The 23,889-nt window shown below is 59.4% G+C and carries 28 protein-coding genes; 8 read left to right on the plus strand and 20 right to left on the minus strand.

The features are described 5' to 3' along the window. Window positions 1-140: 140 nt before the first annotated feature. The 5 genes from infA to secY all read right to left on the minus strand — a co-directional run bounded on the left by infA (window position 141) and on the right by secY (window position 4,209). Complete coding sequence (gene infA / locus MHY22_RS03590) at window positions 141-359, minus strand: translation initiation factor IF-1 (RefSeq protein WP_004566852.1); 219 nt, start codon at window positions 357-359, stop codon at window positions 141-143. A 266-nt stretch (window positions 360-625) separates the two neighbouring features. Beyond that, entirely contained in the window at window positions 626-1,477 is an 852-nt protein-coding gene (locus MHY22_RS03595; RefSeq protein ID WP_239278102.1) for a L,D-transpeptidase, read from the minus strand. Between the two features lie 64 nt (window positions 1,478-1,541). After that, a complete protein-coding gene (gene map / locus MHY22_RS03600) occupies window positions 1,542-2,336 on the minus strand; it encodes a type I methionyl aminopeptidase (protein WP_239278103.1) in 795 nt (264 codons plus the stop codon). Between the two features lie 2 nt (window positions 2,337-2,338). After that, the gene (locus tag MHY22_RS03605; RefSeq protein ID WP_239278104.1) at window positions 2,339-2,884 is read right to left on the minus strand and encodes an adenylate kinase; all 546 of its coding nucleotides are present in this window, start codon (window positions 2,882-2,884) and stop codon (window positions 2,339-2,341) included. Continuing rightward, complete coding sequence (gene secY, locus MHY22_RS03610) at window positions 2,884-4,209, minus strand: preprotein translocase subunit SecY (protein ID WP_239278105.1); 1,326 nt, start codon at window positions 4,207-4,209, stop codon at window positions 2,884-2,886. The genes MHY22_RS03605 and secY overlap by 1 nt, the downstream gene beginning before the upstream one ends. A 372-nt stretch (window positions 4,210-4,581) precedes the next feature. On the opposite strand from secY, the gene MHY22_RS03615 reads away from it, so the two are divergent. Next, complete coding sequence (locus MHY22_RS03615) at window positions 4,582-5,889, plus strand: class I SAM-dependent methyltransferase (protein WP_239278107.1); 1,308 nt, start codon at window positions 4,582-4,584, stop codon at window positions 5,887-5,889. Window positions 5,890-5,900: 11 nt separating this feature from the next. After that, entirely contained in the window at window positions 5,901-7,403 is a 1,503-nt protein-coding gene (locus tag MHY22_RS03620; protein WP_239278108.1) for an FAD-binding oxidoreductase, read from the plus strand. Window positions 7,404-7,512: 109 nt separating this feature from the next. Here the strand turns inward: MHY22_RS03620 and MHY22_RS03625 are convergent, their stop codons facing one another. From MHY22_RS03625 to rpsH, 7 genes are all read right to left on the minus strand, one after another. Next, complete coding sequence (locus MHY22_RS03625) at window positions 7,513-8,001, minus strand: hypothetical protein (RefSeq protein ID WP_239278109.1); 489 nt, start codon at window positions 7,999-8,001, stop codon at window positions 7,513-7,515. A 243-nt stretch (window positions 8,002-8,244) separates the two neighbouring features. Then, window positions 8,245-8,691 (minus strand): 50S ribosomal protein L15, encoded by a 447-nt coding sequence (gene rplO, locus MHY22_RS03630; protein ID WP_005322777.1) that lies wholly within the window; start codon window positions 8,689-8,691, stop codon window positions 8,245-8,247. Between the two features lie 3 nt (window positions 8,692-8,694). Next, window positions 8,695-8,880 (minus strand): 50S ribosomal protein L30, encoded by a 186-nt coding sequence (gene rpmD / locus MHY22_RS03635; protein WP_239278110.1) that lies wholly within the window; start codon window positions 8,878-8,880, stop codon window positions 8,695-8,697. Between the two features lie 3 nt (window positions 8,881-8,883). Beyond that, window positions 8,884-9,507 (minus strand): 30S ribosomal protein S5, encoded by a 624-nt coding sequence (gene rpsE, locus MHY22_RS03640; protein WP_005322780.1) that lies wholly within the window; start codon window positions 9,505-9,507, stop codon window positions 8,884-8,886. 40 nt (window positions 9,508-9,547) lie between these two features. Beyond that, the gene (rplR, locus tag MHY22_RS03645; protein ID WP_005322788.1) at window positions 9,548-9,949 is read right to left on the minus strand and encodes a 50S ribosomal protein L18; all 402 of its coding nucleotides are present in this window, start codon (window positions 9,947-9,949) and stop codon (window positions 9,548-9,550) included. Window positions 9,950-9,952: 3 nt separating this feature from the next. Next, window positions 9,953-10,489, minus strand: coding sequence for a 50S ribosomal protein L6 (gene rplF, locus MHY22_RS03650; RefSeq protein ID WP_005322792.1), 537 nt, complete (start codon window positions 10,487-10,489; stop codon window positions 9,953-9,955). 15 nt (window positions 10,490-10,504) lie between these two features. Next, window positions 10,505-10,888, minus strand: coding sequence for a 30S ribosomal protein S8 (gene rpsH, locus MHY22_RS03655; RefSeq protein WP_005322799.1), 384 nt, complete (start codon window positions 10,886-10,888; stop codon window positions 10,505-10,507). Between the two features lie 355 nt (window positions 10,889-11,243). Between rpsH and MHY22_RS03660 the strand changes: the two genes are divergently transcribed. Together MHY22_RS03660 and fdhD are read left to right on the plus strand one after the other, a co-directional pair. Then, entirely contained in the window at window positions 11,244-11,492 is a 249-nt protein-coding gene (locus MHY22_RS03660) for a DUF6457 domain-containing protein (protein WP_239278111.1), read from the plus strand. Beyond that, on the plus strand, window positions 11,492-12,310 hold the full coding sequence (fdhD, locus tag MHY22_RS03665; RefSeq protein ID WP_239278112.1) for a formate dehydrogenase accessory sulfurtransferase FdhD: 819 nt from the start codon (window positions 11,492-11,494) through the stop codon (window positions 12,308-12,310). Before MHY22_RS03660 ends, fdhD begins: the two co-directional genes overlap by 1 nt. On the opposite strand, the gene MHY22_RS03670 is transcribed toward fdhD, so the two are convergent. After that, a complete protein-coding gene (locus tag MHY22_RS03670; RefSeq protein ID WP_239278113.1) occupies window positions 12,307-13,092 on the minus strand; it encodes a formate/nitrite transporter family protein in 786 nt (261 codons plus the stop codon). The two genes, fdhD and MHY22_RS03670, sit on opposite strands and share 4 nt — an antisense overlap. A 141-nt stretch (window positions 13,093-13,233) precedes the next feature. On the opposite strand from MHY22_RS03670, the gene MHY22_RS03675 reads away from it, so the two are divergent. Beyond that, on the plus strand, window positions 13,234-14,115 hold the full coding sequence (locus MHY22_RS03675; protein ID WP_239278114.1) for a hypothetical protein: 882 nt from the start codon (window positions 13,234-13,236) through the stop codon (window positions 14,113-14,115). A 108-nt stretch (window positions 14,116-14,223) separates the two neighbouring features. Here MHY22_RS03675 and rplE read toward each other — a convergent pair whose 3' ends face one another. From rplE to rplN, 3 genes are read right to left on the minus strand one after another with little or no spacing between them, the layout of a single operon-like run. Continuing rightward, window positions 14,224-14,775, minus strand: coding sequence for a 50S ribosomal protein L5 (gene rplE / locus MHY22_RS03680; protein ID WP_049358620.1), 552 nt, complete (start codon window positions 14,773-14,775; stop codon window positions 14,224-14,226). 2 nt (window positions 14,776-14,777) lie between these two features. Further along, entirely contained in the window at window positions 14,778-15,092 is a 315-nt protein-coding gene (gene rplX, locus MHY22_RS03685; protein WP_023027809.1) for a 50S ribosomal protein L24, read from the minus strand. A gap of 4 nt (window positions 15,093-15,096) precedes the next feature. Next, entirely contained in the window at window positions 15,097-15,465 is a 369-nt protein-coding gene (rplN, locus tag MHY22_RS03690; protein ID WP_049378875.1) for a 50S ribosomal protein L14, read from the minus strand. 556 nt (window positions 15,466-16,021) lie between these two features. Between rplN and MHY22_RS03695 the strand changes: the two genes are divergently transcribed. Further along, a complete protein-coding gene (locus tag MHY22_RS03695; protein WP_239278115.1) occupies window positions 16,022-16,951 on the plus strand; it encodes a hypothetical protein in 930 nt (309 codons plus the stop codon). 280 nt (window positions 16,952-17,231) lie between these two features. Here the strand turns inward: MHY22_RS03695 and MHY22_RS03700 are convergent, their stop codons facing one another. Beyond that, on the minus strand, window positions 17,232-19,253 hold the full coding sequence (locus MHY22_RS03700; RefSeq protein WP_239278116.1) for a sucrose-specific PTS transporter subunit IIBC: 2,022 nt from the start codon (window positions 19,251-19,253) through the stop codon (window positions 17,232-17,234). A gap of 133 nt (window positions 19,254-19,386) precedes the next feature. Further along, a complete protein-coding gene (locus tag MHY22_RS03705) occupies window positions 19,387-20,595 on the minus strand; it encodes a glycoside hydrolase family 32 protein (protein WP_239278117.1) in 1,209 nt (402 codons plus the stop codon). Window positions 20,596-20,615: 20 nt separating this feature from the next. On the opposite strand from MHY22_RS03705, the gene MHY22_RS03710 reads away from it, so the two are divergent. Beyond that, on the plus strand, window positions 20,616-21,500 hold the full coding sequence (locus MHY22_RS03710; RefSeq protein WP_239278118.1) for a carbohydrate kinase: 885 nt from the start codon (window positions 20,616-20,618) through the stop codon (window positions 21,498-21,500). Beyond that, on the plus strand, window positions 21,497-21,889 hold the full coding sequence (locus tag MHY22_RS03715; RefSeq protein ID WP_239278119.1) for a multidrug transporter: 393 nt from the start codon (window positions 21,497-21,499) through the stop codon (window positions 21,887-21,889). The genes MHY22_RS03710 and MHY22_RS03715 overlap by 4 nt, the downstream gene beginning before the upstream one ends. 36 nt (window positions 21,890-21,925) lie before the next feature. On the opposite strand, the gene MHY22_RS03720 is transcribed toward MHY22_RS03715, so the two are convergent. Both MHY22_RS03720 and MHY22_RS03725 read right to left on the minus strand, forming a co-directional pair. Next, window positions 21,926-22,768 (minus strand): ABC transporter ATP-binding protein, encoded by an 843-nt coding sequence (locus MHY22_RS03720; protein WP_239278174.1) that lies wholly within the window; start codon window positions 22,766-22,768, stop codon window positions 21,926-21,928. A gap of 84 nt (window positions 22,769-22,852) precedes the next feature. After that, window positions 22,853-23,887 carry an iron chelate uptake ABC transporter family permease subunit gene (locus tag MHY22_RS03725; RefSeq protein ID WP_239278120.1) on the minus strand — a complete coding sequence of 345 codons (1,035 nt, stop codon included), beginning with the start codon at window positions 23,885-23,887 and terminating at the stop codon, window positions 22,853-22,855. Window positions 23,888-23,889: the final 2 nt, after the last annotated feature.

The raw sequence follows: 23,889 nt of genomic DNA on the forward strand, positions 1-23,889 counted from the left end.
CGTCCCGCTCCATGCAACGCTTCGCCCGGACCGTGCCGGGAATCCTTGGGTTGCTTACCAGTGCGGGCTCAGGCCACCGTAGCCTGAGGTGGACAGAGTGAACCTGTGGGTTCACCCTTGGGTGAGGAGGCTTACTGTCTTTACTTGTAGCGGTAGACGATGCGTCCGCGGGTTAGGTCATAAGGAGACAGCTCTACAACCACACGGTCCTCTGGGAGGATGCGAATGTAGTGCTGACGCATCTTGCCAGAAATGTGTGCAAGAACCTTGTGTCCATTGTCGAGCTCGACACGGAACATTGCGTTGGGCAAAGGCTCGATAATGCGGCCTTCTACCTCGATTGCGCCTTCCTTAGCCATAACCTCTACTTTTCTGGCGACGGCCAAGTGTGCCGTCACCTGCATGTTTGTTGTCTACTGCGGTGGCGTATCCGCGCCAGCCTCGCTGACGCTATACACCGACTTAACAGCATACGCTGCAGCGACACGTTTTCCAAACCGCTGCGCTTTCCGACGCCCCGCTAGCTCTCCCGCCCCCTCCCCCTAAGCCAGCAAAATCCCCCGAACCGATTCTCCTCTTCGGAAGAATAGTTCGGGGGATGAGGTTTTCGCTTAGAGCGCGGGTCTTAGTAGATGAAGACCTTATCGCCAACCTGCACATTATCCCAGTAGCGCTTGGCAGCGTCTGGCGGCAGGTGAACGCAACCATTGGAGTCTACGGCCGGGTCATCCAAGTGGAAGGCGTGACCGTTATTGGTGAAGTAGATGGAGTATGGCATCGGCGCGTTATTGAACTCGCGGGAGATGTCATGCTCTACCTTGCGGCCAACGTAGAACGTGCCGCGCGGGGTTTCCTGTCCACGCATGCCTGCAGACATGGCCGGGGACACGTAGGACACCTTGCCGCCGTCTTGCAACCAGGTGCGGCGACCGTCGAGATCAACGCATACCTTGGCATCGGCCGGGCACGGGCCACGGTCGAACTGGTTGGCGCGGCGCTGTGCTTCCGCCTTGCGTGCGGCAGCCTCAGAACGAGCCTTCTCAGCAGCGACGCGCTCAGCGTTGGCGCGAGCAGCGGCCTCGCGGGCCTTGCGCGCTTCCTCATTCTTCTGTGCAATCAATCCTGGGAAGAGGAATTCTACGGCGCCGTCCACAGCGGTCTGGACGCTAGGAGCCAGTTCCGGGGAGAACTTCTCTGCCTGGTCCAGGATCTGGTTGCGGGTATTCCAGGCCTGCTCGCGGCTCTGGCCATGGAAGTTATCCAGCTGCTTCTTTGCCTCAGCGGTGAGCTGGTCCAGGCCGGACTGGGAAGAGAACTGAGCGAGGTCGGAGTTTGCCTTGGAGCTGAGCTGATCCAGGTTCGGAATCTCCTGGGCGGTAGCGGCAGGAGCCGCAATGGTGGTGCTCAAGGCCATCACGCCAGCGACTGCGGGCGCTGCAACCGTGGCACGGATCTTGCGGAAGCTAAATTTAGACATGGCTGTGAGTATAAACCTTTCAGGGGCATATGCCTAGTGCAACAGGCATATCGGGGAATAAATGTCAGTAGCGGCGGGTAAGAATACGGGGCCCATCGGCGGTCGCGGCCACCGTATGCTCCCAGTGAGCGGCAAAGGAGCCATCGAGGGTTACGACCGTCCAGTCATCCTCTAGCACGGCAGAATCCTCTGTGCCCAAAGTTAGCATGGGTTCAATAGCTAGGACGGAACCTTCTTGGATCAGCGGGCCACGGCCCGGGCGACCCTCATTGGCCAGGTAAGGATCCTCGTGCATGGTGCGCCCGATGCCGTGACCGCCATAGCCATCCACGATGAAAAGATCCACGCCGAACTTCTGCTCGGCCCGGCGGGTGGCTTGCTCTAGGGCATGGGAGACGTCGGTAAGCAGATTGCCCGGAACCATAGCCTGCATGCCCTCCATGAGGACATACTCGGTGGCCCTATTGAGGGCTGCGACGTCTGCATCGAGCTCGCCTACTGCAAAGGACCAAGCGCTATCGCCTACCCAGCCATCGAGCGTGGCACCGCAATCGATGGACACCAAGTCGCCATCTGCGAGGACGGTTTCCTTATCCGGAATGCCGTGCACGATGACGTCATTAACGGAAGCACAGATGGAGCCCGGAAATCCTTCGTACCCCTTGAAGGTGGGATAGGCGCCGGCATCGCGAATGGTCTGCTCAGCCACCGCGTCCAACTCGAGGGTAGATACGCCAGACGCCGCAGCAGCGCGGACTTCCTGCAGTGCCTTGCCAACAATCTCGCCGGCGGCCTGCATGGCGTCTAGCTCGCCCGGGGTGCGGGCGGGGATGCGCTTACTGCGGCGTCGAAAAGCCATGCTTACTTACCCAGTGCTTCCATCGCACGGGCGTTGATTTCCTCCACGGCGCCTTCGGCCTTGATGGAGATGATGGCATCGCCGTAGTGCTCGATAAGCGGGAAGGTTTCCTCGCGGTAGACACCGAGGCGGGTGCGGATAGTCTCCTCATTATCGTCGGCGCGGCCACGGGCCATCATGCGCTCAACAACAACATCCTCAGAGACCTCGAAGTTGAGAACTCCGTCGAGCTTCTCGCCCTTCTTAGCAAGCAGCTCCTCCAGGATATCTGCCTGCTCGGTGGTACGTGGGAAGCCGTCCAGTAGGAAGCCATTCTTGGCGTCATCCTGGTTAAGGCGGTCCTCGACCATACGTGCAGTGACGTCGGTAGGTACCAGCTTGCCTGCATCGATGTAGGACTTTGCCTCTACACCCAGCGGAGTGCCTTCGCCAATGTTGGCGCGGAACAGGTCGCCGGTGGAGATGTGCGGAACGTTCAGCTTCTCGCTGAGGATAGCTGCCTGGGTGCCCTTGCCGGCACCGGGAGGTCCTAGAAGTACAAGACGCATTACTTAAGTAGTCCTTCGTAGTTGGATTGCAGTAGCTGGGACTCGATCTGCTTGACCGTAGTCAAGGCGACGGAGACCATAATCAGGATGGCCGTACCACCAAAGGCGGAGGTGCCGCTGGCGGAGGAGCTGCCTACGCCGAGGTCCAAGAGGATATTCGGCAGGATGGCGATAAGTGCCAGGTACAGGGCACCCACGCACAGCAGACGGTTCATCACATAACCAAGGTACTCCGCGGTCGGACGGCCCGGGCGAATACCCGGGATAAAGCCGCCGTACTTCTTCATATTATCCGCCTGCTCTGCCGGATCGTACTGGACCGAGACATAGAAGTAAGCGAAGAAGATGGTCAGGACGAAGTACAGCACGATGTACTGCCAGGAGGAAGGTGCTTGCAGGTGCGCGATGACATTGCGCTGCCACCAGTTATCCGGGGTGCCGGGGGAGCCAGAGTTCACAATCTGGGTAATGAGGACCGGCATGTAGATCAGGGAGGAAGCGAAGATGACCGGGATAACGCCGGCCTGGTTGACCTTCAGCGGCAGGTAGGTAGAGGAACCACCGTACTGGCGGCGGCCGACCATGCGCTTTGCGTACTGAACCGGAATGCGGCGCTGGCCCTGCTCGATGAAGGTAATGCCAACAACTAGGACGACCAAGCCGGCTACCACCATGGCGAAGACGAGTCCACCATTGTTCTGCAGGATGCTTGCACCATCGGTGGGCAGGCGGGTTGCGATACCAGCGAAGATGAGCAGGGACATGCCGTTACCGATGCCCTTTTCGGTGATGAGCTCACCCATCCACATCACCAGTACAGCGCCGGAAGTCATGGTGATGACCAAGACGATGAGGGTGAAGAAGTTTCGGTCATCTGCCAAGACCGGTACGCCCTGGCCCAGCAGCTGCTCGCGGTCTGCCAGCGCGACGATGCCGGAGGATTGCAGCAACGCCAACGCGAGGGTCAGGTAGCGGGTGTACTGGGTCATCTTGGCCTGACCGGACTGGCCTTCCTTCTTCAATTCCTCAAAGCGAGGAATGACCACGGTCAGCAGCTGCACAATAATGGACGCCGTAATGTACGGCATGATGCCGATAGCGAAGATCGACAGCTGCAGCAGCGCACCACCCGAGAAGAGGTTGATGACGGAGTAAAGGTCTCCGGACTGCTCGGTAAGCTGGCGCAAGCGGCCAGCAATAGACGCATAGTCAACACCCGGAGACGGGATCTGTGCACCGACGCGGTACGCAATGATCATCACGATGGTGAAGACGATCTTCTTACGTAGGTCGGCATCCTTGAAAGCCTGGACAATGGCGGACACTACAAAATCCTCCTGGCCTACCGCTGCCGAACGCAAAATCTAGGGAGGGTTTCGCGTTCACACACGGAGGTGGAAACTCATCTACCCCTAGGAAACCACACCCCCTGAGCCAGAAAGCTTAGGGGAAATTCAGGTTTCCTTCAGGGACGGTTGAACACTTATGACCCCATTACCCTACCAGCCTTACCCCACATAGCCACATTAAGCCCCAATAGTGTGACCATGATTGCTTGATCTTTCGCGCGTTTTGCATCCGGGGTTTACCATGGGGGCATTGCCAGCGCGCAATTCCCTTTTTAGTCTCCGACCTCGCGGGTCCCTGCGCCACGAGGCCGTTATTGGTGTGAACCTAATGTTTCGAAAGAAGTACTTATGAGCAAGAAATTCACGCCGATGACCGTTGCTGAGATCATCGACGTTTTTGTCCCTAGCCCCAACCCTTTCCGCTGGGAGGCCTTCGACGGCTCCGCGACCGGACCGGAAGACTCCCAGTACAAGGTGACTATTAATAGCCTTGAGGGCCTCTCTTTTATTGCTACCCATCCCGGCGATGTGGGTTTTGCGCGTGCATATGTCACGGACGGCATCACGGTGCATGGCGATCACCCGGCCCACCCCTATGGCATTTTTGACGCGCTGCATGCCATGTATGACAAATTCCAAAAGCCGGATGCGAAGACACTGGCACGCGTGGTGCGCTCGCTGGCGTCCATGGGCGCCTTCCAGATCCAGCCGGTCCCCGAGGTGGAGCGCGCTTCATGGCTGCGCCGCAAGCTACACGACGGCCTATCCAAGCACTCGAAACAGCGCGATGCCGATGTCATTTCTGATCACTACGACGTAGGCAATGATTTCTACGAGCTCTTCTTGGGCGATTCAATGACCTATACCTGCGCCTACTACCCCTCCCCAGACGCCACGCTAGAGGAAGCGCAGGAAAATAAGTACCGCCTCATCTTTGACAAACTCCGCCTCAAGGAAGGCGACCGCCACTTGGATGTGGGCTGCGGCTGGGGCGGTATGGTGCGCTACGCGGCGCGCCGCGGCGTGAAGTCCATCGGCGTCACCTTGTCCAAGGAACAGGCCGAGTGGGGCCAGCGCAAGATTGAGGAGGAAGGCCTCCAAGACTTGGCGGAAGTCCGCTTCATGGACTACCGCGATATCACCGAAGAGGGCTTCGATGCTATCTCCGCCATCGGCATTATCGAGCACATTGGTGTGAAGAACTACAACGACTTTTTCAAGTTCCTCCACGGCAAATTGAAGGTCTGCGGCCTGATGCTCAACCACAACATCACCTACCCGGATAACCACAAGACGCCCAAGGGCGGCTTCATTGACCGCTATATCTTCCCCGACGGCGAGCTCACCGGTTCCGGCAACGTCACCAAAGCCATGCAGGATAATGGCTTCGAAGTCATCCACACCGAATCCCTCCGCTTTGACTACATGCGCACACTGCACGATTGGTGCGAGAACCTGAAGGAAAATTGGGATGAGGCCTGCGCCACCGTGGGCCTGCCAACCGCCCGCCTGTACGGCATTTATATGGCCGGATCCGAATGGGGCTTTGAGCGCAATATCATCAACCTGTATCACTTCCTCGGCGTAAAGCTGGGCGAGGCCGGCTCCCGCACCGGTGTGCCTGAGCGCCGCTGGTGGGAAGATAGCCGCTTTTAAGGAGGGGTGCTATGACTCTCATTGATAATCTGCGCCAACGCCTCGCCGCTGCCCAGCCGCGGCCGGTGGATGCCATGCCCATTGAGCCGGTGGGATGGACGGCGCACCAAGAGGGCGTCGACAAGCTGCTGGCGAGCTTCCGTGCTGTCCCGGCCGGAAAGCGCGTGCGCCTGGCCAAGAAGACCTCTAACCTTTTCCGCGGCCGCAGCGAGGAGCAAGCGGGCCTAGATGTTTCGGGCCTCGGCGGCGTCATCGAGGTCGACCCGATAGCCCGCACGGCCGATGTGCAGGGCATGTGCACCTATGAGGACCTCGTGGATGCCACCCTGGCCCATGACCTCATGCCCTTCGTCGTACCGCAGCTTAAGACCATTACGCTCGGCGGTGCGGTCACCGGCATGGGCGTGGAATCCACCAGCTTCCGCAACGGTCTCCCACACGAGTCCGTGCTGGAGATGGATGTCCTTACCGGCACCGGCGAGATTCTCACCTGCTCCCGCGAAGACAACGTCGATCTCTTCCGCCTCTTCCCCAACTCCTATGGCTCGCTGGGCTACGCAGTGCGCCTCAAGATTGAGCTGGAACCCGTGCCCGCCTATGTAGAGCTGCGCGAAGAGCGTTTCCACACCGTGGAGGAAGCGAGCCGCGCGCTTGCCGACGTCACCTCTTCCCACACCCACCGCGGCGAACCCGTCCACGGCCTCGACGGCGTAGTCTTCTCCGAGGACGAGGCGTACCTTGTCTTTGCCCGCTTTACCGATGAGGAGGGCCCAACCTCCGATTACACGCGGGACAAGATTTACTACCGCAGCATTCAGCACGCCTCTGGCATCCGCCGCGATCGCCTCACCATCCGCGATTACATCTGGCGCTGGGATACCGACTGGTTCTGGTGCTCACGCGCTTTCGGCGCCCAGAACCCCAAGGTGCGCAAGGTGTGGCCCCGCGAGTTGCGCCGTAGCTCTTTCTATTGGAAATTGGTCCGCCTCGATCGAAAATACGAGTTGGAATATAACTTCATCAAAAAGCCCCACGGCAAGCCGCGCGCCGAGCGCGTGGTGCAGGATATTGAGGTCACCCCGGAGAACCTGCCAGAATTCCTCCACTGGTTCTTCAACGCCTCCGATATACAACCGGTGTGGCTGTGCCCTATCCGACTGCGCGATGGCGTGGACGAGCTAGTAGGCACCGGCGACATCGCCTCTAACTCGAGCGACCCCTGGCCGCTCTACCCGCTTCGCCCTGGGCAGACCTGGGTCAACGTTGGCTTTTGGTCCGGCGTCGACGGAGACCACGTTGACCCTTCTGCCCCGAATAATGGTGCTTTCAACCGCGTCATTGAATCCAAGGTCAACGAGCTGGGCGGGCACAAGTCCCTCTACTCAGAGGCCTTCTATTCCCGGGAGAAATTCGAAGAGCTCTACGGTGGCAACCTTCCCGACACCATTAAGGCGGTTACCGACCCGGATGACCGCTTCCCTGGCCTGTACGAGAAGACCGTAGACGAGGCCTAGGCCTTCCCTTCCCCGCGCCTACTCTGGCGGGAAAAGCAAAAAGGGTGGAACGCCCTTCCCGAGCGTTCCACCCTCCTTTTTCGTCCCTAAGTCTCGGGACATTCGCGCTTTAATAGGCAGCGGTGATGTTGTCGTAGCCGTTGATCTTCAGGGCGCCCATAACGCGCTGCACAGCTGCCTCATCCTTCTCCGGGTTGTAGGTCTCCGGGAAGGTCAGGTGAGCAGAGTGGTCATCCTTAAACTCGATGTTCATGAACTCGTGGCCGACCTCCTGGGTAGCAAGCGCCAGCTCGCGCTGCACGGCCAGCTTACCGCTCTGCAGGTTGCCACCGTTGAACCCTGGATCGACCTCTTCGGCACCCTCTGCGTCACCGTTGATGACGTCTTCCTTGTCACCGGTGATACGGCCCTTCTCAGCGTGGGCGCCCGGCTGCTGGTCCTGCGCAGGCTGCTCACCAGCCTCGACCGGTGCGGTCTGGGCGTTCTCAGCAGGATCCGGCTGGGAGAGCTGTTCTTGGGCATCGACCGGACCGGTAGAGCCAGCAAATGGCATGATGGCAGCAACTGCGGTTGCGAGCAGGGAAGAAACAGACGACATAAGAGGCTCCTTAACGTTAGATGATTTTCAACTAAGGATGACTGTAACACTCGTGAATATATATCGCTATACCACTAACCTTATTTATTTATAAAGGTTTGCTGTCAACAATGTTCACTGCCGAGTGCTGGCATTCGCCCCGCCCAACTATTCGCGCCAACCCCGGTGCATCCGTCATAATGCACTAAAAAATCCCCCTGCCCCGCGTGTGCGGAGAGGGGGATGAAATCTACCTAGAGGAGATTACTTGGTGTTGGCGGAACCGCCAGCAGCCTCGATCTTCTCTACAGCAGACTTGGAGAACTTGTCAGCGGTGACGTTCAACTTAACGTTGATGTCGCCGTTGCCCAGAACCTTGACCGGCTTGTTAGCGCGGACCAGGCCAGCAGCTGCGATGTCAGCAACGGTGATGTCGCCGCCATCTGCGAACTTCTCAGCCAGGTCAGCAACGTTAACTACCTGGTACTCAACGTGGTTCGGGTTCTTGAAGCCCTTCAACTTAGGCAGACGCATGTGGATCGGCATCTGGCCACCCTCGAAAGCAGCGGAAACCTGCTTACGAGCACCGGTGCCCTTGGTACCGCGACCAGCGGTCTTACCCTTGGATGCCTCACCGCGGCCGACGCGGGTCTTAGGCTTGTTTGCTCCTGCGGTTGGGCGCAGGTCGTGCAGCTTGATGATATCAGCCATGGTTTACTCCCCTGCCACTTCTTCGACGGTGACCAGGTGGCGAACCTTGTGAACCATACCGCGAACGATCGGGGTGTCCTGCTTAACTACGGAGTGACCGATGCGCTTGAGGCCGAGAGCCTCAATGTTCTTGCGGTGGTTCGGCTTGGTGCCCACCAGGCCCTTTACCTGTGTAATCTTCAGAGCCATTGCTTATGCCTCCTGACCTGCGCGCTTGCGCAGCATACGGGCCGGGGTGACCTCTTCGATGGACTTGCCACGACGTGCGGCAACCTCTTCAGGGCGGACCAGCTGCTTGAGGCCGTCCACGGTAGCGCGGACGACGTTGAGTGCATTGTCGGAGCCCAGGGACTTCGACAGGATGTCCTGCACGCCAGCGCATTCGAGCACTGGACGAGCAGCACCACCAGCGATAACACCGGTACCAGGTGCGGCAGGCTTCATCATGACGATGCCAGCTGCGTCGCGACCCTCAACCGGGTGGGTGATGGTGCCGGCAATCATCGGAACGCGGAAGAAGTTCTTGCGAGCCTCTTCAGCGCCCTTCTGGATTGCGGCCGGGACTTCCTTGGCCTTGCCGTAGCCAACGCCAACCTGACCCTGGCCGTCACCAACGACGACGAGGGCGGTGAAGGACATGTTGCGGCCACCCTTAACGGTCTTGGAGACGCGGTTGATGGTCACAACGCGCTCGATGTACTTATCGCGCTCGTTGTCCTGCTGGTTACGACGATCGTTGCGGCGGCCGTTGCCACCGCGGTTGTTCTTGTTGTTCTCGGCGGAGCGTCCGCCGTCACGCTGTTCACGGTCCGACATTAGGCGTTCCTTCCGTTGATGTTTCCGTTGACGATGATCATTAGAACTTCAGACCACCTTCACGTGCGGCGTCAGCCAGCGCAGCGACGCGGCCGTGGTACTTGTAGCCTGCGCGGTCAAATACGACGTGCTCGATGCCAGCGGCCTTAGCGCGCTCGGCAACCAGCTCGCCTACCTTGGCAGCCTTGGCCTTCTTATCGCCCTCGAGTGCACGAACGTCCGCCTCCATGGAGGATGCGGAGACCAGGGTGTGGCCTGCCAGGTCATCGATGACCTGCACGTGCATGTGACGGGAGGAGCGGTGAAGAACCAGACGCGGTGCCTCAGGGGTGCCACGCAGGGTCTTACGGATACGGAAGTGACGGCGTGCGCGTGCTTCGCGACGACGAGAGGAAATGTCCTTGCCGACTGGAGTGCGCTTGGTGTTTTCAGTGTTTGCCATTGCTTACTTACCCGTCTTTCCGACCTTGCGACGGATCTGCTCGCCCTCGTAGCGAATACCCTTGCCCTTGTAAGGATCGTCCTTACGCAGACGACGGATATTTGCGGCGATCTGTCCGACTAGTTGCTTGTCAATACCGGTAATGGACAGCTTGGTTGCGCCGTCCACTGCGAAGGTAATTCCCTCCGGAGCCTCGATGAGGATCGGGTGGGAGTAGCCCAGGCTGAATTCCAGGTCCTTACCCTTCTGCTGGACACGGTAGCCGACACCGAAGATTTCCATCTTGATGGTGTAGCCCTCGGTCACGCCAACAACGGCGTTGTTCAGCAGGGAGCGGGACAGACCGTGCAGAGCACGGTGCTTGCGGTGGTCATCAGGGCGGGAGACGGACAGTACGCCGTCTTCCAGGTTGATGGCGATAGGCTCTGGAACGTTAACGCTCTGGGTGCCCTTAGGGCCCTTCACCTCAACGTCTTGGCCGTTGATCTTGATTTCGACGCCGTTCGGTACGGCGATTGGTGCTAGACCGACTCGAGACATGTGTCAAACCTCCCTTTACCAGACGTAGGCGAGAACTTCTCCGCCTACGCCCTTCTCCTCAGCCTGACGGTCAGTCAGCACGCCGTGGGACGTGGAAATGATAGCCACGCCCAGGCCGCCCAAGACCTGTGGCAGTTCGGTGGACTTTGCGTACACACGCAGACCCGGCTTAGACACGCGACGCAGGCCAGACAGGGAGCGCTCGCGGTTGTTGTACTTCAGCTCGAGGGACAGGGTGTGGCCCTCGACGGTGTAGTCAGCGATGTAGCCTTCCTGCTTCAAGATGTCGGCAATGTTTGCCTTCAGCTTGGAGGTAGGCATCGACACGGTGTCATGGTGCGCATTACTTGCGTTGCGCACGCGCGACAGCATGTCGGCAATAGGATCAGTCATAGTCATATGAGTGACCGTGTACCTTTCTCGTTGCGGTTCCCGTGCTCACCAAAGCGTTCTCCGTGTGATTTCGGGCTACTCACGCTCCCTACGGTCAATACCGTAAGGCGCTCGCCACCCTTTGATTCAGACAACGGTCCGCTATCTACGGCGAGGGGCCTACAACAAAGTTGATGTTCAGTTCTTGCATCGGCTCAGCGCTTTCTGCAGCTCAGCGTGCCAAAATCCACAATGATTGGGGCACGCCAACGCCTCGGCGCAAGCACGAGGTACTATACTACGCCATAACCTGCGGTTTTCCAAATAGTCTTGTGCCTTCATTAGAGTCGAGACCAGCACGAACGTGAATAAGGAGATGGTGATGAGCCAAACACACAAGGACCCCATCCAATCCGCGCACGAGTGGCTCGAAGAAGCCGCCCGTCACCTCGGCCTCGATCCTCAGGAGGCAACCGCACTCACCCGCGAAATCCTAGACCTCACCAAGGACGTCGCGCATAATCGCTCCCGCCCCGCGGCCCCACTCACTGCTTTCCTCGTGGGCCTAGCCTCCAGCGATGTAGAGGAAGCCCGCGCCAATATCACTGCCCTGAAGCAGGTGTTGCAATAATGGCCGGCCGCAAGAACTCCACCTTTGCCGTCACCAAGGTCCACCTGGGAGATGGCCTGCAGGTCGATACCCGCGCCGATACGGTCGCCGGCGAGGAGCCCTTGGAAATCCGCGTAGGCGGTCAGACCATTACCACCACCATGCGCACTCCCGGCCATGACGTGGAGTTGGCGCACGGTTTCTTACATTCGGAGGGCCACATTGCCTCGCTTGGCGACGTCGCCGAGGCCCGCTACTGCGCCGGCGCCACCGTCAACGGCATGAATACCTACAACCTGCTCGACATCGATCTGGCGAAGAAGAATGTGCTGGATCTGAGCGATCTTCGGTTGACCACCACAAATTCTGCCTGCGGCGTATGCGGCACCTCTTCTATCGAGGCTTTGACTAAGCAGACCCGCTACCCGATTCCGCATATACCAGTGGACCCCTATGTCGTCGCCAAGCTGCCAGACAAGCTCCGGGCTGAGCAGAAGCAATTTAAAAAGACCGGCGGCATTCACGCCGCCGGTGCGTTCACCTTAGACGGTGAACCGGTAGTCATCCGCGAGGATATTGGCCGTCACAATGCCGCAGATAAGGTCATCGGCCACTTACTACTAGAGAACCGACTTCCCGCGGATGACCTCATTCTGGTCATGAGTTCGCGCGCCAGCTTTGAGCTCGTCCAAAAGGCGGCGATGGCGGGCTTCGGCATGCTCGTTGCCGTCAGCGCCGCCTCCTCCCTAGCGGTAGAGACGGCCCGCGAAACTGGCATGGCACTCGTGGGCTTCGCCCGCGGCGACCGCTTTAACCTTTATTCCGGGGAGCTCGCTTAGTCGCGGTAGGCCTCAGGGCCGCGATTGAGCCACGCGTAGACGCCGCCAACCAAAAGGCCGCCGCCAATAAAGTTGCCGATCCAGACCAGGATCCAATTGAGCGCTACGTTGCCAACAGTGAGAGTGGCCGGCAACGGGTCGGAAGCGAAGAGCGTGATGCTAAACAGGCAAAAGTTCGCGATGACGTGCTCTAGGCCTAACGCCACGAAAGCACCAATAATCGGGATGATGACAAAGAACTTCGAAGCCGCATCCTTGGCAAAGATGGCACCGACGATGCCCATGTTGACCACGAAGTTCGCGGCGATAGCCTCTACCAGCATGCCCTGCGGGGACTTGATGAGCTTGCCTTCAGAAACCGTCACCAGCAGGTGCGAAGGATCCAAGTCAGCAAATTTGGCGGACATCGCCATAATGGCGGCAAAGATGATCGCCCCCACCAGGTTGAAAATGGTGGTAATAAGCAGCAAGTAAAAGGCCTTGCCCCATGCCACGTGTTTATTGCTGGCGGCATAGACCATGTACATCATGTTGCCGGTAGCCAGATCCGCACCCAAGAGCAAAATGGCGAATAGGCCGACTCCGAAAAACAGGGCAAAAGCCACAGCCCCCAAACCCGGCGCAACGCCATTGACAGCTTGGCCTACCACACCGGCGAAGGCGGTACCGATGCACAGGTACACGCCGGCCAAAGTAGCACGAACTGCAAAGCGAGCGAAGGATTCATCTAATAAGGTGACCTTCTTGACAGCCGCCGCCTTTGCGGAATCATTGAGAGACATCTTCTACCTCATTAATTAGAGCGAATTAAATCCCTCTAATCTTATCGTGGCCACCTGTTTCCGAGCCAATTCCGGGTATGCGCGCCCTTTCGTTGTAAGCTAGAGCTTTCCCATAACCCTTAATTTCTCTTCGGAGGTCGCATGGATTCCCACTACCGGCCGCGGAGGGAACCGAATCGGCTTCCCGCTCATGGGCGCCGGAGCGTTCCATCGCGATCCGACCGCACAGATGCTGATCGCCAATGGCGCCAGACCGAAACGCGCACCCGCCAACAACAGCGCCGCCGCCCACCGCGCCGCGTTGAGGACACCTCACTTCCCCGACACCGCCGCAAACCCACGCTGTGGGAGCGGATCAAAAAGGTATGGAAGTCCTCCGGCATCCTTCGCGTGGTTATCGGCATCGTTGCCACGGTGTTACTCGCCAGCACGATTAACCGGGTGGTCAACCCACCAGAGGGTCTAGAGACCAATGAAGTCACTGCAGAAGAGGCACCTGCCATCGATCCTTCACCTGCAGTCGAGCTCTTCATCCCAGCTATTGAGGTTCATGCCGATTTTCAAGACGGCTCCTGCCGCGTAGTCAACGGTGCCATCAATCCGGACTCCATGAATAAGGCCTGCACCTATACTGCCGAAGACCGCCCTTATTCTCTGCCGGGCACGACGTCCCAGGACATCGTGGTCATTGCCGGCCATACCGGTGCGGGCGTGCCAGGCGTTTTCAATAACCTCTACGATGGTTCCGCGAATGAGCACAAGGTTCATCTGGGGGACAAGCTCTACGTGCGTACACAGAACTCCGGCCAGAACTGGCTCATCTATACGGCTACCGACTTACACGACCCAGATAAACAGGGGCTTTCTGACGACGCCTCTATTTGGGGCGAAGGCCCCATGCCCGGCCGCCTACTCACCATCAGTTGTATCCAACCTGCGAATCCGCTGGAGCCAGCGGTGCGCAACGCGGTCGTCGGCTGGCAATATGAGGGCACCACGCACACAGAGGCCGAAAGAGCTTAAGCCAGGCCCGCACACGCCAGCGCCTGCGCACCTTTGAATTCAAGATGCTCGGTAAAACTAAAAAATCCCAACGCCCCTTCCGGGGAGTTGGGATTTTTAGCGCTCTATTTACTTGAACGGGAAGCCGAGCTCGCGCAGGAGCTTGCGGCCCTCGTCGTCGTTAGTAGCGGTGGTAACGACGGTGATGTCCATACCACGAGGGCGATCGATCTTGTCGATGTCGATCTCGTAGAACATGGACTGCTCGGACAGACCGAAGGTGTAGTTGCCGTGGCCGTCGAACTGCTGATCAGACAGACCGCGGAAGTCACGAATACGTGGCAGCGCGATGGTCAGCAGGCGGTCCAGGAACTCCCACATACGGTCGCCGCGCAGGGTAACGCGTGCACCGATAGGCATGCCCTCACGGAGCTTGAAGTTCGCGATGGACTTCTTAGCGCGACGCAGCTGCGGCTTCTGACCGGTAATAGCGGTCAGATCCTCGAGTGCGCCGTTGATGACCTTGGAGTCACGTGCGGCTTCGCCAACACCCATGTTGACAACAACCTTGGTGACGCCAGGGATCTGCATGACGTTGTCGTAGTTGAACTCGTCATTCAGGGTCTTGCGGATTTCCTCGCGGTAGCGAGTCTTCAGACGCGGGGTGTAGTTCTCGCTCATTTTTAGATGTCCTTCCCGTTGCTACGCGCGATACGGACCTTCTTGCCGTTCTCGTCGAAACGGTAGCCCACGCGGGTCGGGTTGCCTTCGGAGTCAACGATCGCAACGTTGGACACGTGGATCGGAGCTTCCTGGGTAACGATTCCGCCGGACTCGGCGCCACGCTCGGCAGCAGAGTTTGCGACGTGCTTCTTAATGCGGTTAACGCCCTCAACGAGGACCTTGTCACGCTTTGGGTATGCCTCGATGACCTTGCCCTTCGCGCCCTTATCTGGGCCCGAAATGACGATCACCATATCTCCCTTATGGATCTTCATAAGACTAGATCACCTCCGGTGCGAGAGAAACGATCTTCATGAAACGCTTGTCACGAAGTTCGCGAGCAACCGGTCCAAAGATACGGGTACCACGGGGCTCGCTATCGCCCTTGAGAACAACTGCAGCGTTCTCGTCAAAGCGAATGTAGGAGCCGTCCGGACGACGGGTTTCCTTCTTCGCACGGACGATAACTGCCTTTACAATGTCGCCTTCCTTGACGTTGCCACCTGGGACAGCGTCCTTGACAGTCGCGACGATGACGTCGCCGATGCCAGCGGAGCGTCGGACAGAGCCGCCGAGAACGCGGATGCACAGCAGTTCACGTGCACCAGAGTTGTCGGCGACGCGCAGACGCGATTCTTGCTGAATCACTATGGGTCTCCTGACCTGGATTGATGTGCGGTAAGATTTCCGTCCTTGCCACACGCGGTCTACAAACTTACGATGCTCAAGCCTTTACAACGGACTGTGCCGAAGGGTCTCGGACCGGCGGTTCGGAAACGCACCGCTACGGGCCGACCAGCTTTTGCAACCTATACATTCAACCACACGTCAGCGCCCATACCAAAACACCGCTTGGCGCTTGCCGACACCCCTCTCTTCCCAATTTATTTTCGCGAACACCCCCACTTACCCCTTGGCCCCTAATTTCGAATGCAGCGACACGCATACATGACAAAGTTGACCGTACTATCTGCACTTACATACAACATCACACCGACCCTTAGTGCAATTTTAGCCACACAGCTGTTCTATTTTTCTAGGTTTTCCACAGTCGTAACGCATGAAAATTACAGTTAACTGCCGTTTTTCGCGTGACAACTGTGAACCTTGTGACTATTGTGATTGGCGTCGAGAACGACTCATATCTTTTGGCGCGTACCTCCACCGGATGCGCGTGACAACACATTCCCTTAAGGAGAACCACATGAAGCGTTTGCCACAGACTCTGACCGCTGCAGCACTGACCGGCGCTCTCGCCTTCGGCGGCGCAGCTGTTGCCCAGGCTCAGGAAGACAAGATTGAAGATAAGCCAGTTGCTGAAATGCCAAACGGTGACAGCAATGCTGAAGGCATCCCGGATCCAGAGTCCGTGACTCTGGACGGCGTTGAATACTTCAAGGACGGTGACACCTACAAGTCCCGTCCGGAGTTCGGCGCTCCGGTTGAGCTGTCCAAGGAACAGGCATTGGCCGCCCGCGACAAGCAGGCCGAGGAACTTACCGCGGACCAGCCCGAAGAAGCTCCCGCAGGTGAGCAGGTTACCGACGCCGAAGGTGACGAAGGCAACGAAGGTGTCCCGGCTCCGGCCACCAAGAAGGACGCTGAGGGCAACGAGTGGTACCAGAGCCTGAAGGATCCGGCCGTCTACGTAAACGACCCGGCTAAGGTGAACGAAGAGATCACCGACGAGATGCGCGAAGCTTATGCAAAGGCATTCCCGTCTGAGGCTCCGGAGAAGCCAGAGTTCGACAAGAAGAAGCTGGCTTGGTTGGCACTTCCGGCAGCGCTGGTTATCGGTGGCATCACTTGGTACCTGTCCCAGGACGGCAAGACCTACGTCAAGGACGAGGCACGCAAGGGCCAGGAGCCAACCGCTGAGGAGAAGGCTGCTTCCGAGCAGATGCTGAACGCCAACAAGGATGAGGTTCTTGCTCAGGGCGGCAAGCTGGCCGAGGGCGACGCTGCTCAGGCTGGCGCACCGGCTGCACCGGCTGCTGGCGAGGGCACCGCTTCCGTTCGCGGCATGGCCGCTGAGACCGGCTCCAACTCCGTTGCACAGGCTCTGGCTGCTCTGGCCGTAGCTGCAATGGTTGCTGCTGGCGCCTTCGCTGCACGCCGCAAGTTCTTCGCTTAAGAAAGAACTCCCCTACTGAGTAGGGGCTGAAACTGAGACTGGCTGTGCCGGTCGGACTTCGGTCCGGCCGGCACAGCTTTTTGTATGCCTGACTAAAACTTCGGTCACGCAGAATCAAGGGCCCATCCGAGTAAAGGCCGATCTGATCAGGCTGAATTGAGGCGGGAAAGGCCGATCCGAGGAGTGGTTTTCCTCAGATCGGCCTGATCACTATGGACCTAATGGGATGGCCCTAAGATGATGGGCTCGAGAGCCCACCGTTTGCTTTCAGAGATGCATACTAGGACGCGGCTTCGGAAGCCGGCGAGGCTGTCTGTGCAGGTACTGCGGCGGGCTTGGGGTCCACGGTAAAGATATCGGTGCCGGAGCCAATGAGCTCGCCGGGGCGGAAGGCCTCGGTAGGAATAACGGGGCCGGTCTTCTTCGAGTTGGAGACCACCACTGGGGTGGTTACCGGAAGGCCGGCGGCCTTGATGGCGTCGATATCGAATTCGGCAAGGACATCGCCTCGCTTGACTTCATCACCCTTGGTGACGTGGGAGGTGAAGTGTTCGCCCTTAAGGTTTACCGTATCGAAACCAATGTGCATGAGGATATCGATATTTCCCACCGCTGGATCCTTGGTACGGATGGCGTAGGCGTGGTGGGAGAGGAAGGTGACGGTGATTTTGCCGTCGGCAGGCGCAACGAGCTTGCCCACGGTCGGCTCGATTGCCACACCCTGGCCCAGCTTGCCGCCAGCAAACATGGGGTCACTGACCTGAGACAGTGGTACGGCGGTGCCCTCCAGCGGGGAGAAGATGGTGCACGCATCGTCGGCAGCTACCGCAGCCGGGGTGCCTGCGGCGGCCTGCGCCTCGGCTGCGGGAGGGTTGACCTCATCCGGGTCGATGGAGCCATTCTTGCGAATGAGCACCCGTCCGTAGAGGTAAGCGCCCACAAAGGCAACTACGAAGGAGATAACGCCGCACAACAGGAAAGTCGGGACGAAGCGGGGGACGGAGACGAAGCCGATGAAGCCGGCGGCACCGAGGGCGTCGGCAAGCACGCCAAAGATGGCGATGAAGGCAGAAGAAATAGCAGATGCTGCCATACCGATATAGAACGGCCAGCGCAGGCGGAGGTTCACGCCGAAGATGGCGGGCTCGGTAATACCGAAGAGGGCAGAAATACCCGAAGCGCCGGCCAGGCCCTTGAGCTTTTCGGAGCGGGCCAGGAAGTACACGGCGAGTGCGACGCCGCCCTGGGCGATATTGGCCATGGAGGCAATCGGGAAGACGAAGGAGCCGCCCTCGTTCCACAGCATCGTCTCAATCGGCGGGAAGGATTGGTGCAGGCCGGTAATCACAATCGGCGAGTAGACGAGGCCGAAGAGGAAGCCGGCGACGGGACCGGCAAAGTCATAGAGATTGGCCAGGCCCATGCCCAGCCACTCGCCGGCCGTGCGCAGGATGGGTCCCAAACCCATGAAGGTCAGGAAGCCAGTAATCAGCAAGGTGAGCAGTGGGGTGAGCATGAAGTCCACCGTGCCCTTGAGGTGCTTGTGCAGGAATTTCTCTAAGGTGGCGAGAATCCACGAAATCACCAGGATGGGCAGGATGGAGCCCTGGTAGCCGGCCTGAGCGACGTCGAAGCCGAAGATGTTCCAGTAGGACATCTCACCGTTTTCGATCGCCTCGGCCACGCTGTAGCCGCTGACCAAATCGGGCATGACCATGGCCATGGCCATACCGGCGCCGAGGAACTCGTTGCCGCCGAAGCGCTTCGTCGCGGTAAAGCCCACGAGGATGGGCAGGAAGGCAAACGGTGCAGAGGCAAGCAGGTTCACCAAGCCGGCAAAACCTTCCCAGGCGGGGAACATCTGGATGACGGATTGGTCACCGAAGAGCCCCTCAGCTGTCAAGACGTTGTTGAGCGCCATGAGCAGACCGCCGCCAAGCAGAATTGGAATGAGCGGAACGAAGATATCCGCAAGCACCTTGACCGCACGGCTGAACCAATTGCCGGACTCAGCGGCGATGTCTTTCAGGCGGTCGGTGGATACGGCCACGTCCTTAGAAATGAGGTTGGTCATTTCTCGGAAAACGATATTGACGTCGCCGGGGCCGACGATGACCTGGAACATGCCGCCGGCCTCAAAGGTGCCCTTGAGGTCGGGGTCATTATCCAGCGCTGCGGTGTCTACCTTGTCAGAATCTTGCAGCACCATGCGCAAGCGCGTGGCGCAGTGCGCGAGTGCAATGATGTTGTCTTCGCCGCCCAGCGCCTTAAGCGTACGGGCGGCTACTTCCTTGTGGTCCATAGAAGAGCCCTTCAGTGTAATGGATCACATCCGAATGCCGGACGTGACTACTTATTTCCATTACAGCCGGGATTCGGGCCTAAGTCCACACATTCGGGCGGAGTGTTGGCAACTTCACCGGTTCCGGGTACACCTACCCGCGCGGTTCCCACCCCTGCCAGGGGGACTCGCCAAACACAGCGAAAGACGCGGCGATGCGACCGCCACCGGCATAGACCTCAACGGCGCAGCCATCAGCAATCAAGCGCATCTCTCCATCCGGGCAGTCGATGGGATCGCCGCCGTTAAAGGCGATGGTGCCGTCGTGTTGGGTGACGCGGAAGGCTTCGTCCCCGGCGGCGTCGATAAGAGCAAAGGAGCCTTCGCCCTTGATGTCGATGGTGGAGCCAAAGCCTTCGCGCCCGTGGGTCTCCGGCAAGGCGGACCACAGCGGCTCCTGGTGCAGGTAGTTATCCTCCAGCCAGATGCGGCGCGGCAGCGTCAAGGTATGGACCCAGCCTTCCGTTGGGGTGTCATCCTGGGCGGGCATACCCATCCATCCCAATAGAATGCCGTCCTCGGTGGCTTGGGGCGCATAGAACTGGGTGCCATGATCCAGGAGAGTAAAGCCACGCTCGATATGGAAATTCAGGCCGTCGAGCGTGCCCACAATATAACCGCACCGGTCCGTTTCGGCTTGGGGACAGAAGATGAGGACCTGCTTATCACCCAAGGTAAGCAGGTTGGGGCACTCCCACATGTAGCCGCTGGGCAGCTGCGAAGGATCGTCGAAAGAAATCTCGCCCTGGAGATCCCATTGGGCCAGGTCCGGCGAGCGGTACAGCACAATGGTGCCGCGCTCGTCTTCGGTCTGGGCGCCGATGACCATCCGCCAGCCGTCGCCATCGCGGGTGATCTGTGGATCCCGGAAGTGCCCCGTATAGCCCTCCGGGGAATCTGGAATTAGGGGATTATTCTCGTCGCGGAGATAGATGCCGCCCTCTGGACCCGAAGGGTCTATAGCGCGCACGCGGTTCTGCGAGGGAATGCGACGGCCGTCCTCTTTCAGATTGCCCGTATAAAACAGCCAGACGTCGGTTCCATCCACCACCGCGCCGCCCGAGTAGCAGCCGTCCTTGTCATAAGGCAGATCTGGATACAAAGCATCCGGGTGATGCTGCCACGGCGTGGGAGCCGATACGCTCGCCGTCGCATGCCCCCAGCCCGTGCGCTTGGGCTTGCGGGGAAAGGCCGGGTCGTGCTGGTAGTACACGTGGAGGGTATCGCCATCCACAAAGACGCCATTGGGATCATTGAGGCGGCCTTGCGGCGGGGCCAGGTGAAAATTGGGACGGTAGTTCATATCACCGATACTATGAAAATATGACTATTCATGTGTGCGGCGAAGGCCTGGTGGACCTAGTCCCCGTGGCCCCTGGCAGCTTGAACGACCACACCCCGGCGCTGGGCGGCGGACCATTTAACGTGGCCATCGCGGCGGCACGACTGGGCGCCGATGTGGAATTCCAGTCCCGTATCTCCACCGATGGTTTTGGACAAGAACTTGTCGGCCGCCTCGAGGCCGAGGGTGTCACCACCACGCACCTGCAGCGCGGCGATGAACCCACCACGCTTGCCGTGACGACCATCCACGAGGATGGCTCGGCCTCCTATAACTTCTATATCGAGGGCACGGCCGACCGCCTGGTCGAGCCACAGCTGGTCCCGGCCGATATCGCCTGCTTCGGCACGGTCTCCCTCGCCCTTGAGCCGGGGGCCTCCCGCTATGCGCAACTTCTGAAGGACTTTGCCGCGCAGGGAACCCTGGTCGCCCTCGACCCGAATATCCGACCCTTCTATGCCACTGCGGAGCACCGCGAGTTCTTAACGGAGCTTCTCCCCTACGTGACTTTGTTGAAGCTTTCTGATGAAGAGGTCGAGTTCCTGGGCGACGACCTCATCTCCCAGGTACCCGTTGTAATAGTTACCCGCGGCGGGGAGGGGCTTAGCGTGCGCGCGGGCGATACCACCCTTTCGGTGCCGGCCGCGCAAGTAACCGTCTCCGATACCATCGGTGCCGGCGACACCATCATGGCCGCCCTGCTGACCCAGATTGATGAACGCGGGCTCGACGCCGCCGCCCTTGTTGCCCTGGATCCGGCGCAGTGGAAAGACATCTTGTCCTTCGCCGTGGCTGCCGCCGGCATCACCGTCTCCCGCAAGGGCGCCAATCCCCCGCGCCGCGAGGAAGTAGAGGCTTCGCTATGACCTACACCAAGCGCACTCTGTGGCTGCACGCCGCGCTCTTTGTCCTGGCGTTTCTCGCGTTCATTTTGCCGGTGGTCTTTGGCACCTCCGCTCTGCTGCCGGTCTGGCTCACTGGCGGCTTGAGCTTGGGCATTGCTGCCTGCGCGCTTGTCGACGCCGCCTATAAATTCTTCGCCCCTACCTCCCCTCGTAGCCTCCGCCTGCTCTCTGGTCTTGCCGGCCTCGTTCTGCTCATCGGCTGGGGCATCTGGGTCTATATCTACGGCAATATGGCCGCCGTAGGCACAGGCTCCTATCGAATCGGCACCTTTTTGCTCGGCGCGGGAAGCGTGCTCAATCTTTTTGTAGTGGCAATTTCCTTTCTAGATGTACAACGAAAGGTCAAGTAAAGCCTCTGGCACACAGCCACCATTGTCAGGTCTTCACTAATGCGCCGCTACGACGCGGCGGGGAACGATAATGGGGGCATCGCCAAGCGGATCCTCCCAGGCCTCAGCCTCGATGCCATAGGCCTGCGCCAATACCTTCGGCGACAGCGCTTGTTTCGGTGCCCCACGAGCGATGATATCGCCGGATTTCATCACCACCATGGAATCAGAATAGTGGCCCGCCAGCATGAGGTCGTGCAGGACTACAACCACTGTTTTTCCCGCCTGCGCCTGTGCGCGTGTCAACTCCAACATGCGCATGGCATGGGCGGGGTCGAGAAAGGTCGTGGGTTCGTCGAGAAGCAGCACAGGCGTATCTTGTGCCAGTGCCAACGCCAGCCAGACGCGTTGGCGCTGCCCACCCGATAGCGAAGCGATATCACGATCGAGGAAGTCCACAATGTCGGTAGCCTCGCAGGCCTGCGCAATGATCTCCCGGTCCGTCGCGGAAAGGCCGCGCATCCTCCCCTGATAGGGATGACGCCCGCGCGCGACCAACTCACCCACCCGCAGCTCATCGGGGGCCACGGGGTGCTGTGGCAGCAGCGCCACCTGCTGCGCGGCATCCTTCGCGGACATGGCGTGTAGGTCAACTTCCCCGACCATGACGCTGCCCTGCCGCGGGGCCAGGATTTTCGAGAGAGTTTTCAGCAGCGTGGACTTGCCGCAGCCATTCGGCCCAATGAGCGTGGTAACTTCGCCGGCGCGGGCGTGCAGATCAACGCCGGCAAGGATATCCTCGCCATCCTTATATCCCGCATGAATGCCGGTGGCGTGGAGGCTGCACCGAGGCTTCGGGCTCGTGGTCTGTTTAGGCTGATTAGGCCGATTATCCTTCATTTCTTTTCCTTCATCCACGTCTGACTGTCTAGCACCATCTGGCACCGTGCTTATCCGTTCCCCTGCTGTGCCGCGGCACAACGTTTAGCTGCGCCCGGCCGCATTCCACACCAATATCACCAAGGCGCAGCCACCAATGACCGAGGAAACCGCACCCACCGGTGCATTTACCGGGATAGCGCCAGCGATCACAGCACACACGGTCAGTAATGCGGCACCCGCGGCTGCCGATGCCAGCGGCGATGGCGTGGGGGTGCGCGCCACCATCCGCGCCAGGTGCGGCGCCAACAGCGCGATAAACCCAATGGGCCCCACCACCGAGACCACCACGGCGCTGATACCGGTTGCCGCAATAAGCAGGAGGGCGCGCTGGCGGGCGATGTTCACGCCCAGGGTGGTTGCGGAGGAATCATCATGGGCAAGCAGCGGCAGCTCCCGCGCGCACCAGATGCCGATGGCGAGAAACGGCGCTAATGCCACCAGGAGGGGGAGGATGACCTCCATGTGCACAAATCCAGTCGATCCTGCGAGCCAAGTCTGCGCCTCCGCAGCGCGCAGGATCTGGGCGCTGCGCATTAAATACGCGACGAGGGCGTTAAACATCAGCGATAACGCAATACCGATGATGACGATGCGGTTGCTCGTACCGATGCCACCCAGAACAGCGAGGAGGATGACAACGAGGAGGGCGCCGATCATCGCCAAGCATGCCCGCCACCAAAACTCCGGGATACCCTCGGCGAAACTGGGGCGCGAATGCACGGTGCCCAAGACCACCAGCACCGACGCCCCGCCGGTAACGCCTAAAATATCCGGGGAGGCCAGCGGGTTACGAGCCATGGTTTGCGTCCAAGAACCGGCCAAGCCGAGGGCGGCACCCACGATAACGGTGGCGATGGCAACCGGCAGGCGCAAGTCCCACACCACCCTGATGTGGTTCTTGCTGCCGCCTCCGGTGAGGACATCGATAACCTGCCGCGGACTCAATGCCATGGGACCTTGCCCCAGTAACACTAGGTACGCGCCAAGAGCGATGAGGATGAATGCCAGCGTGGAAGCGAGCACGCGCACGTGCCGGCGGCGTTGTTGAGCTTTTAAAATAGTGCTGATTGCGGTCATGC

This window comes from Corynebacterium sp. ACRPO (assembly GCF_022347205.1).
Classification (GTDB): domain Bacteria; phylum Actinomycetota; class Actinomycetes; order Mycobacteriales; family Mycobacteriaceae; genus Corynebacterium.

Coding starts and splice junctions, on each gene's coding strand:
- infA (WP_004566852.1), bottom strand. CDS start 359: ATGGCTAAGGAAGGCGCAATCGAGGTAGAAGGCCGCATTATCGAGCCT.
- MHY22_RS03595 (WP_239278102.1), bottom strand. CDS start 1,477: ATGTCTAAATTTAGCTTCCGCAAGATCCGTGCCACGGTTGCAGCGCCC.
- map (WP_239278103.1), bottom strand. CDS start 2,336: ATGGCTTTTCGACGCCGCAGTAAGCGCATCCCCGCCCGCACCCCGGGC.
- MHY22_RS03605 (WP_239278104.1), bottom strand. CDS start 2,884: ATGCGTCTTGTACTTCTAGGACCTCCCGGTGCCGGCAAGGGCACCCAG.
- MHY22_RS03615 (WP_239278107.1), top strand. CDS start 4,582: ATGAGCAAGAAATTCACGCCGATGACCGTTGCTGAGATCATCGACGTT.
- MHY22_RS03620 (WP_239278108.1), top strand. CDS start 5,901: ATGACTCTCATTGATAATCTGCGCCAACGCCTCGCCGCTGCCCAGCCG.
- MHY22_RS03625 (WP_239278109.1), bottom strand. CDS start 8,001: ATGTCGTCTGTTTCTTCCCTGCTCGCAACCGCAGTTGCTGCCATCATG.
- rplO (WP_005322777.1), bottom strand. CDS start 8,691: ATGGCTGATATCATCAAGCTGCACGACCTGCGCCCAACCGCAGGAGCA.
- rpmD (WP_239278110.1), bottom strand. CDS start 8,880: ATGGCTCTGAAGATTACACAGGTAAAGGGCCTGGTGGGCACCAAGCCG.
- rpsE (WP_005322780.1), bottom strand. CDS start 9,507: ATGTCGGACCGTGAACAGCGTGACGGCGGACGCTCCGCCGAGAACAAC.
- rplR (WP_005322788.1), bottom strand. CDS start 9,949: ATGGCAAACACTGAAAACACCAAGCGCACTCCAGTCGGCAAGGACATT.
- rplF (WP_005322792.1), bottom strand. CDS start 10,489: ATGTCTCGAGTCGGTCTAGCACCAATCGCCGTACCGAACGGCGTCGAA.
- rpsH (WP_005322799.1), bottom strand. CDS start 10,888: ATGACTATGACTGATCCTATTGCCGACATGCTGTCGCGCGTGCGCAAC.
- MHY22_RS03660 (WP_239278111.1), top strand. CDS start 11,244: ATGAGCCAAACACACAAGGACCCCATCCAATCCGCGCACGAGTGGCTC.
- fdhD (WP_239278112.1), top strand. CDS start 11,492: ATGGCCGGCCGCAAGAACTCCACCTTTGCCGTCACCAAGGTCCACCTG.
- MHY22_RS03670 (WP_239278113.1), bottom strand. CDS start 13,092: ATGTCTCTCAATGATTCCGCAAAGGCGGCGGCTGTCAAGAAGGTCACC.
- MHY22_RS03675 (WP_239278114.1), top strand. CDS start 13,234: ATGGATTCCCACTACCGGCCGCGGAGGGAACCGAATCGGCTTCCCGCT.
- rplE (WP_049358620.1), bottom strand. CDS start 14,775: ATGAGCGAGAACTACACCCCGCGTCTGAAGACTCGCTACCGCGAGGAA.
- rplX (WP_023027809.1), bottom strand. CDS start 15,092: ATGAAGATCCATAAGGGAGATATGGTGATCGTCATTTCGGGCCCAGAT.
- MHY22_RS03695 (WP_239278115.1), top strand. CDS start 16,022: ATGAAGCGTTTGCCACAGACTCTGACCGCTGCAGCACTGACCGGCGCT.
- MHY22_RS03700 (WP_239278116.1), bottom strand. CDS start 19,253: ATGGACCACAAGGAAGTAGCCGCCCGTACGCTTAAGGCGCTGGGCGGC.
- MHY22_RS03705 (WP_239278117.1), bottom strand. CDS start 20,595: ATGAACTACCGTCCCAATTTTCACCTGGCCCCGCCGCAAGGCCGCCTC.
- MHY22_RS03710 (WP_239278118.1), top strand. CDS start 20,616: ATGACTATTCATGTGTGCGGCGAAGGCCTGGTGGACCTAGTCCCCGTG.
- MHY22_RS03715 (WP_239278119.1), top strand. CDS start 21,497: ATGACCTACACCAAGCGCACTCTGTGGCTGCACGCCGCGCTCTTTGTC.
- MHY22_RS03720 (WP_239278174.1), bottom strand. CDS start 22,768: ATGAAGGATAATCGGCCTAATCAGCCTAAACAGACCACGAGCCCGAAG.
- MHY22_RS03725 (WP_239278120.1), bottom strand. CDS start 23,887: ATGACCGCAATCAGCACTATTTTAAAAGCTCAACAACGCCGCCGGCAC.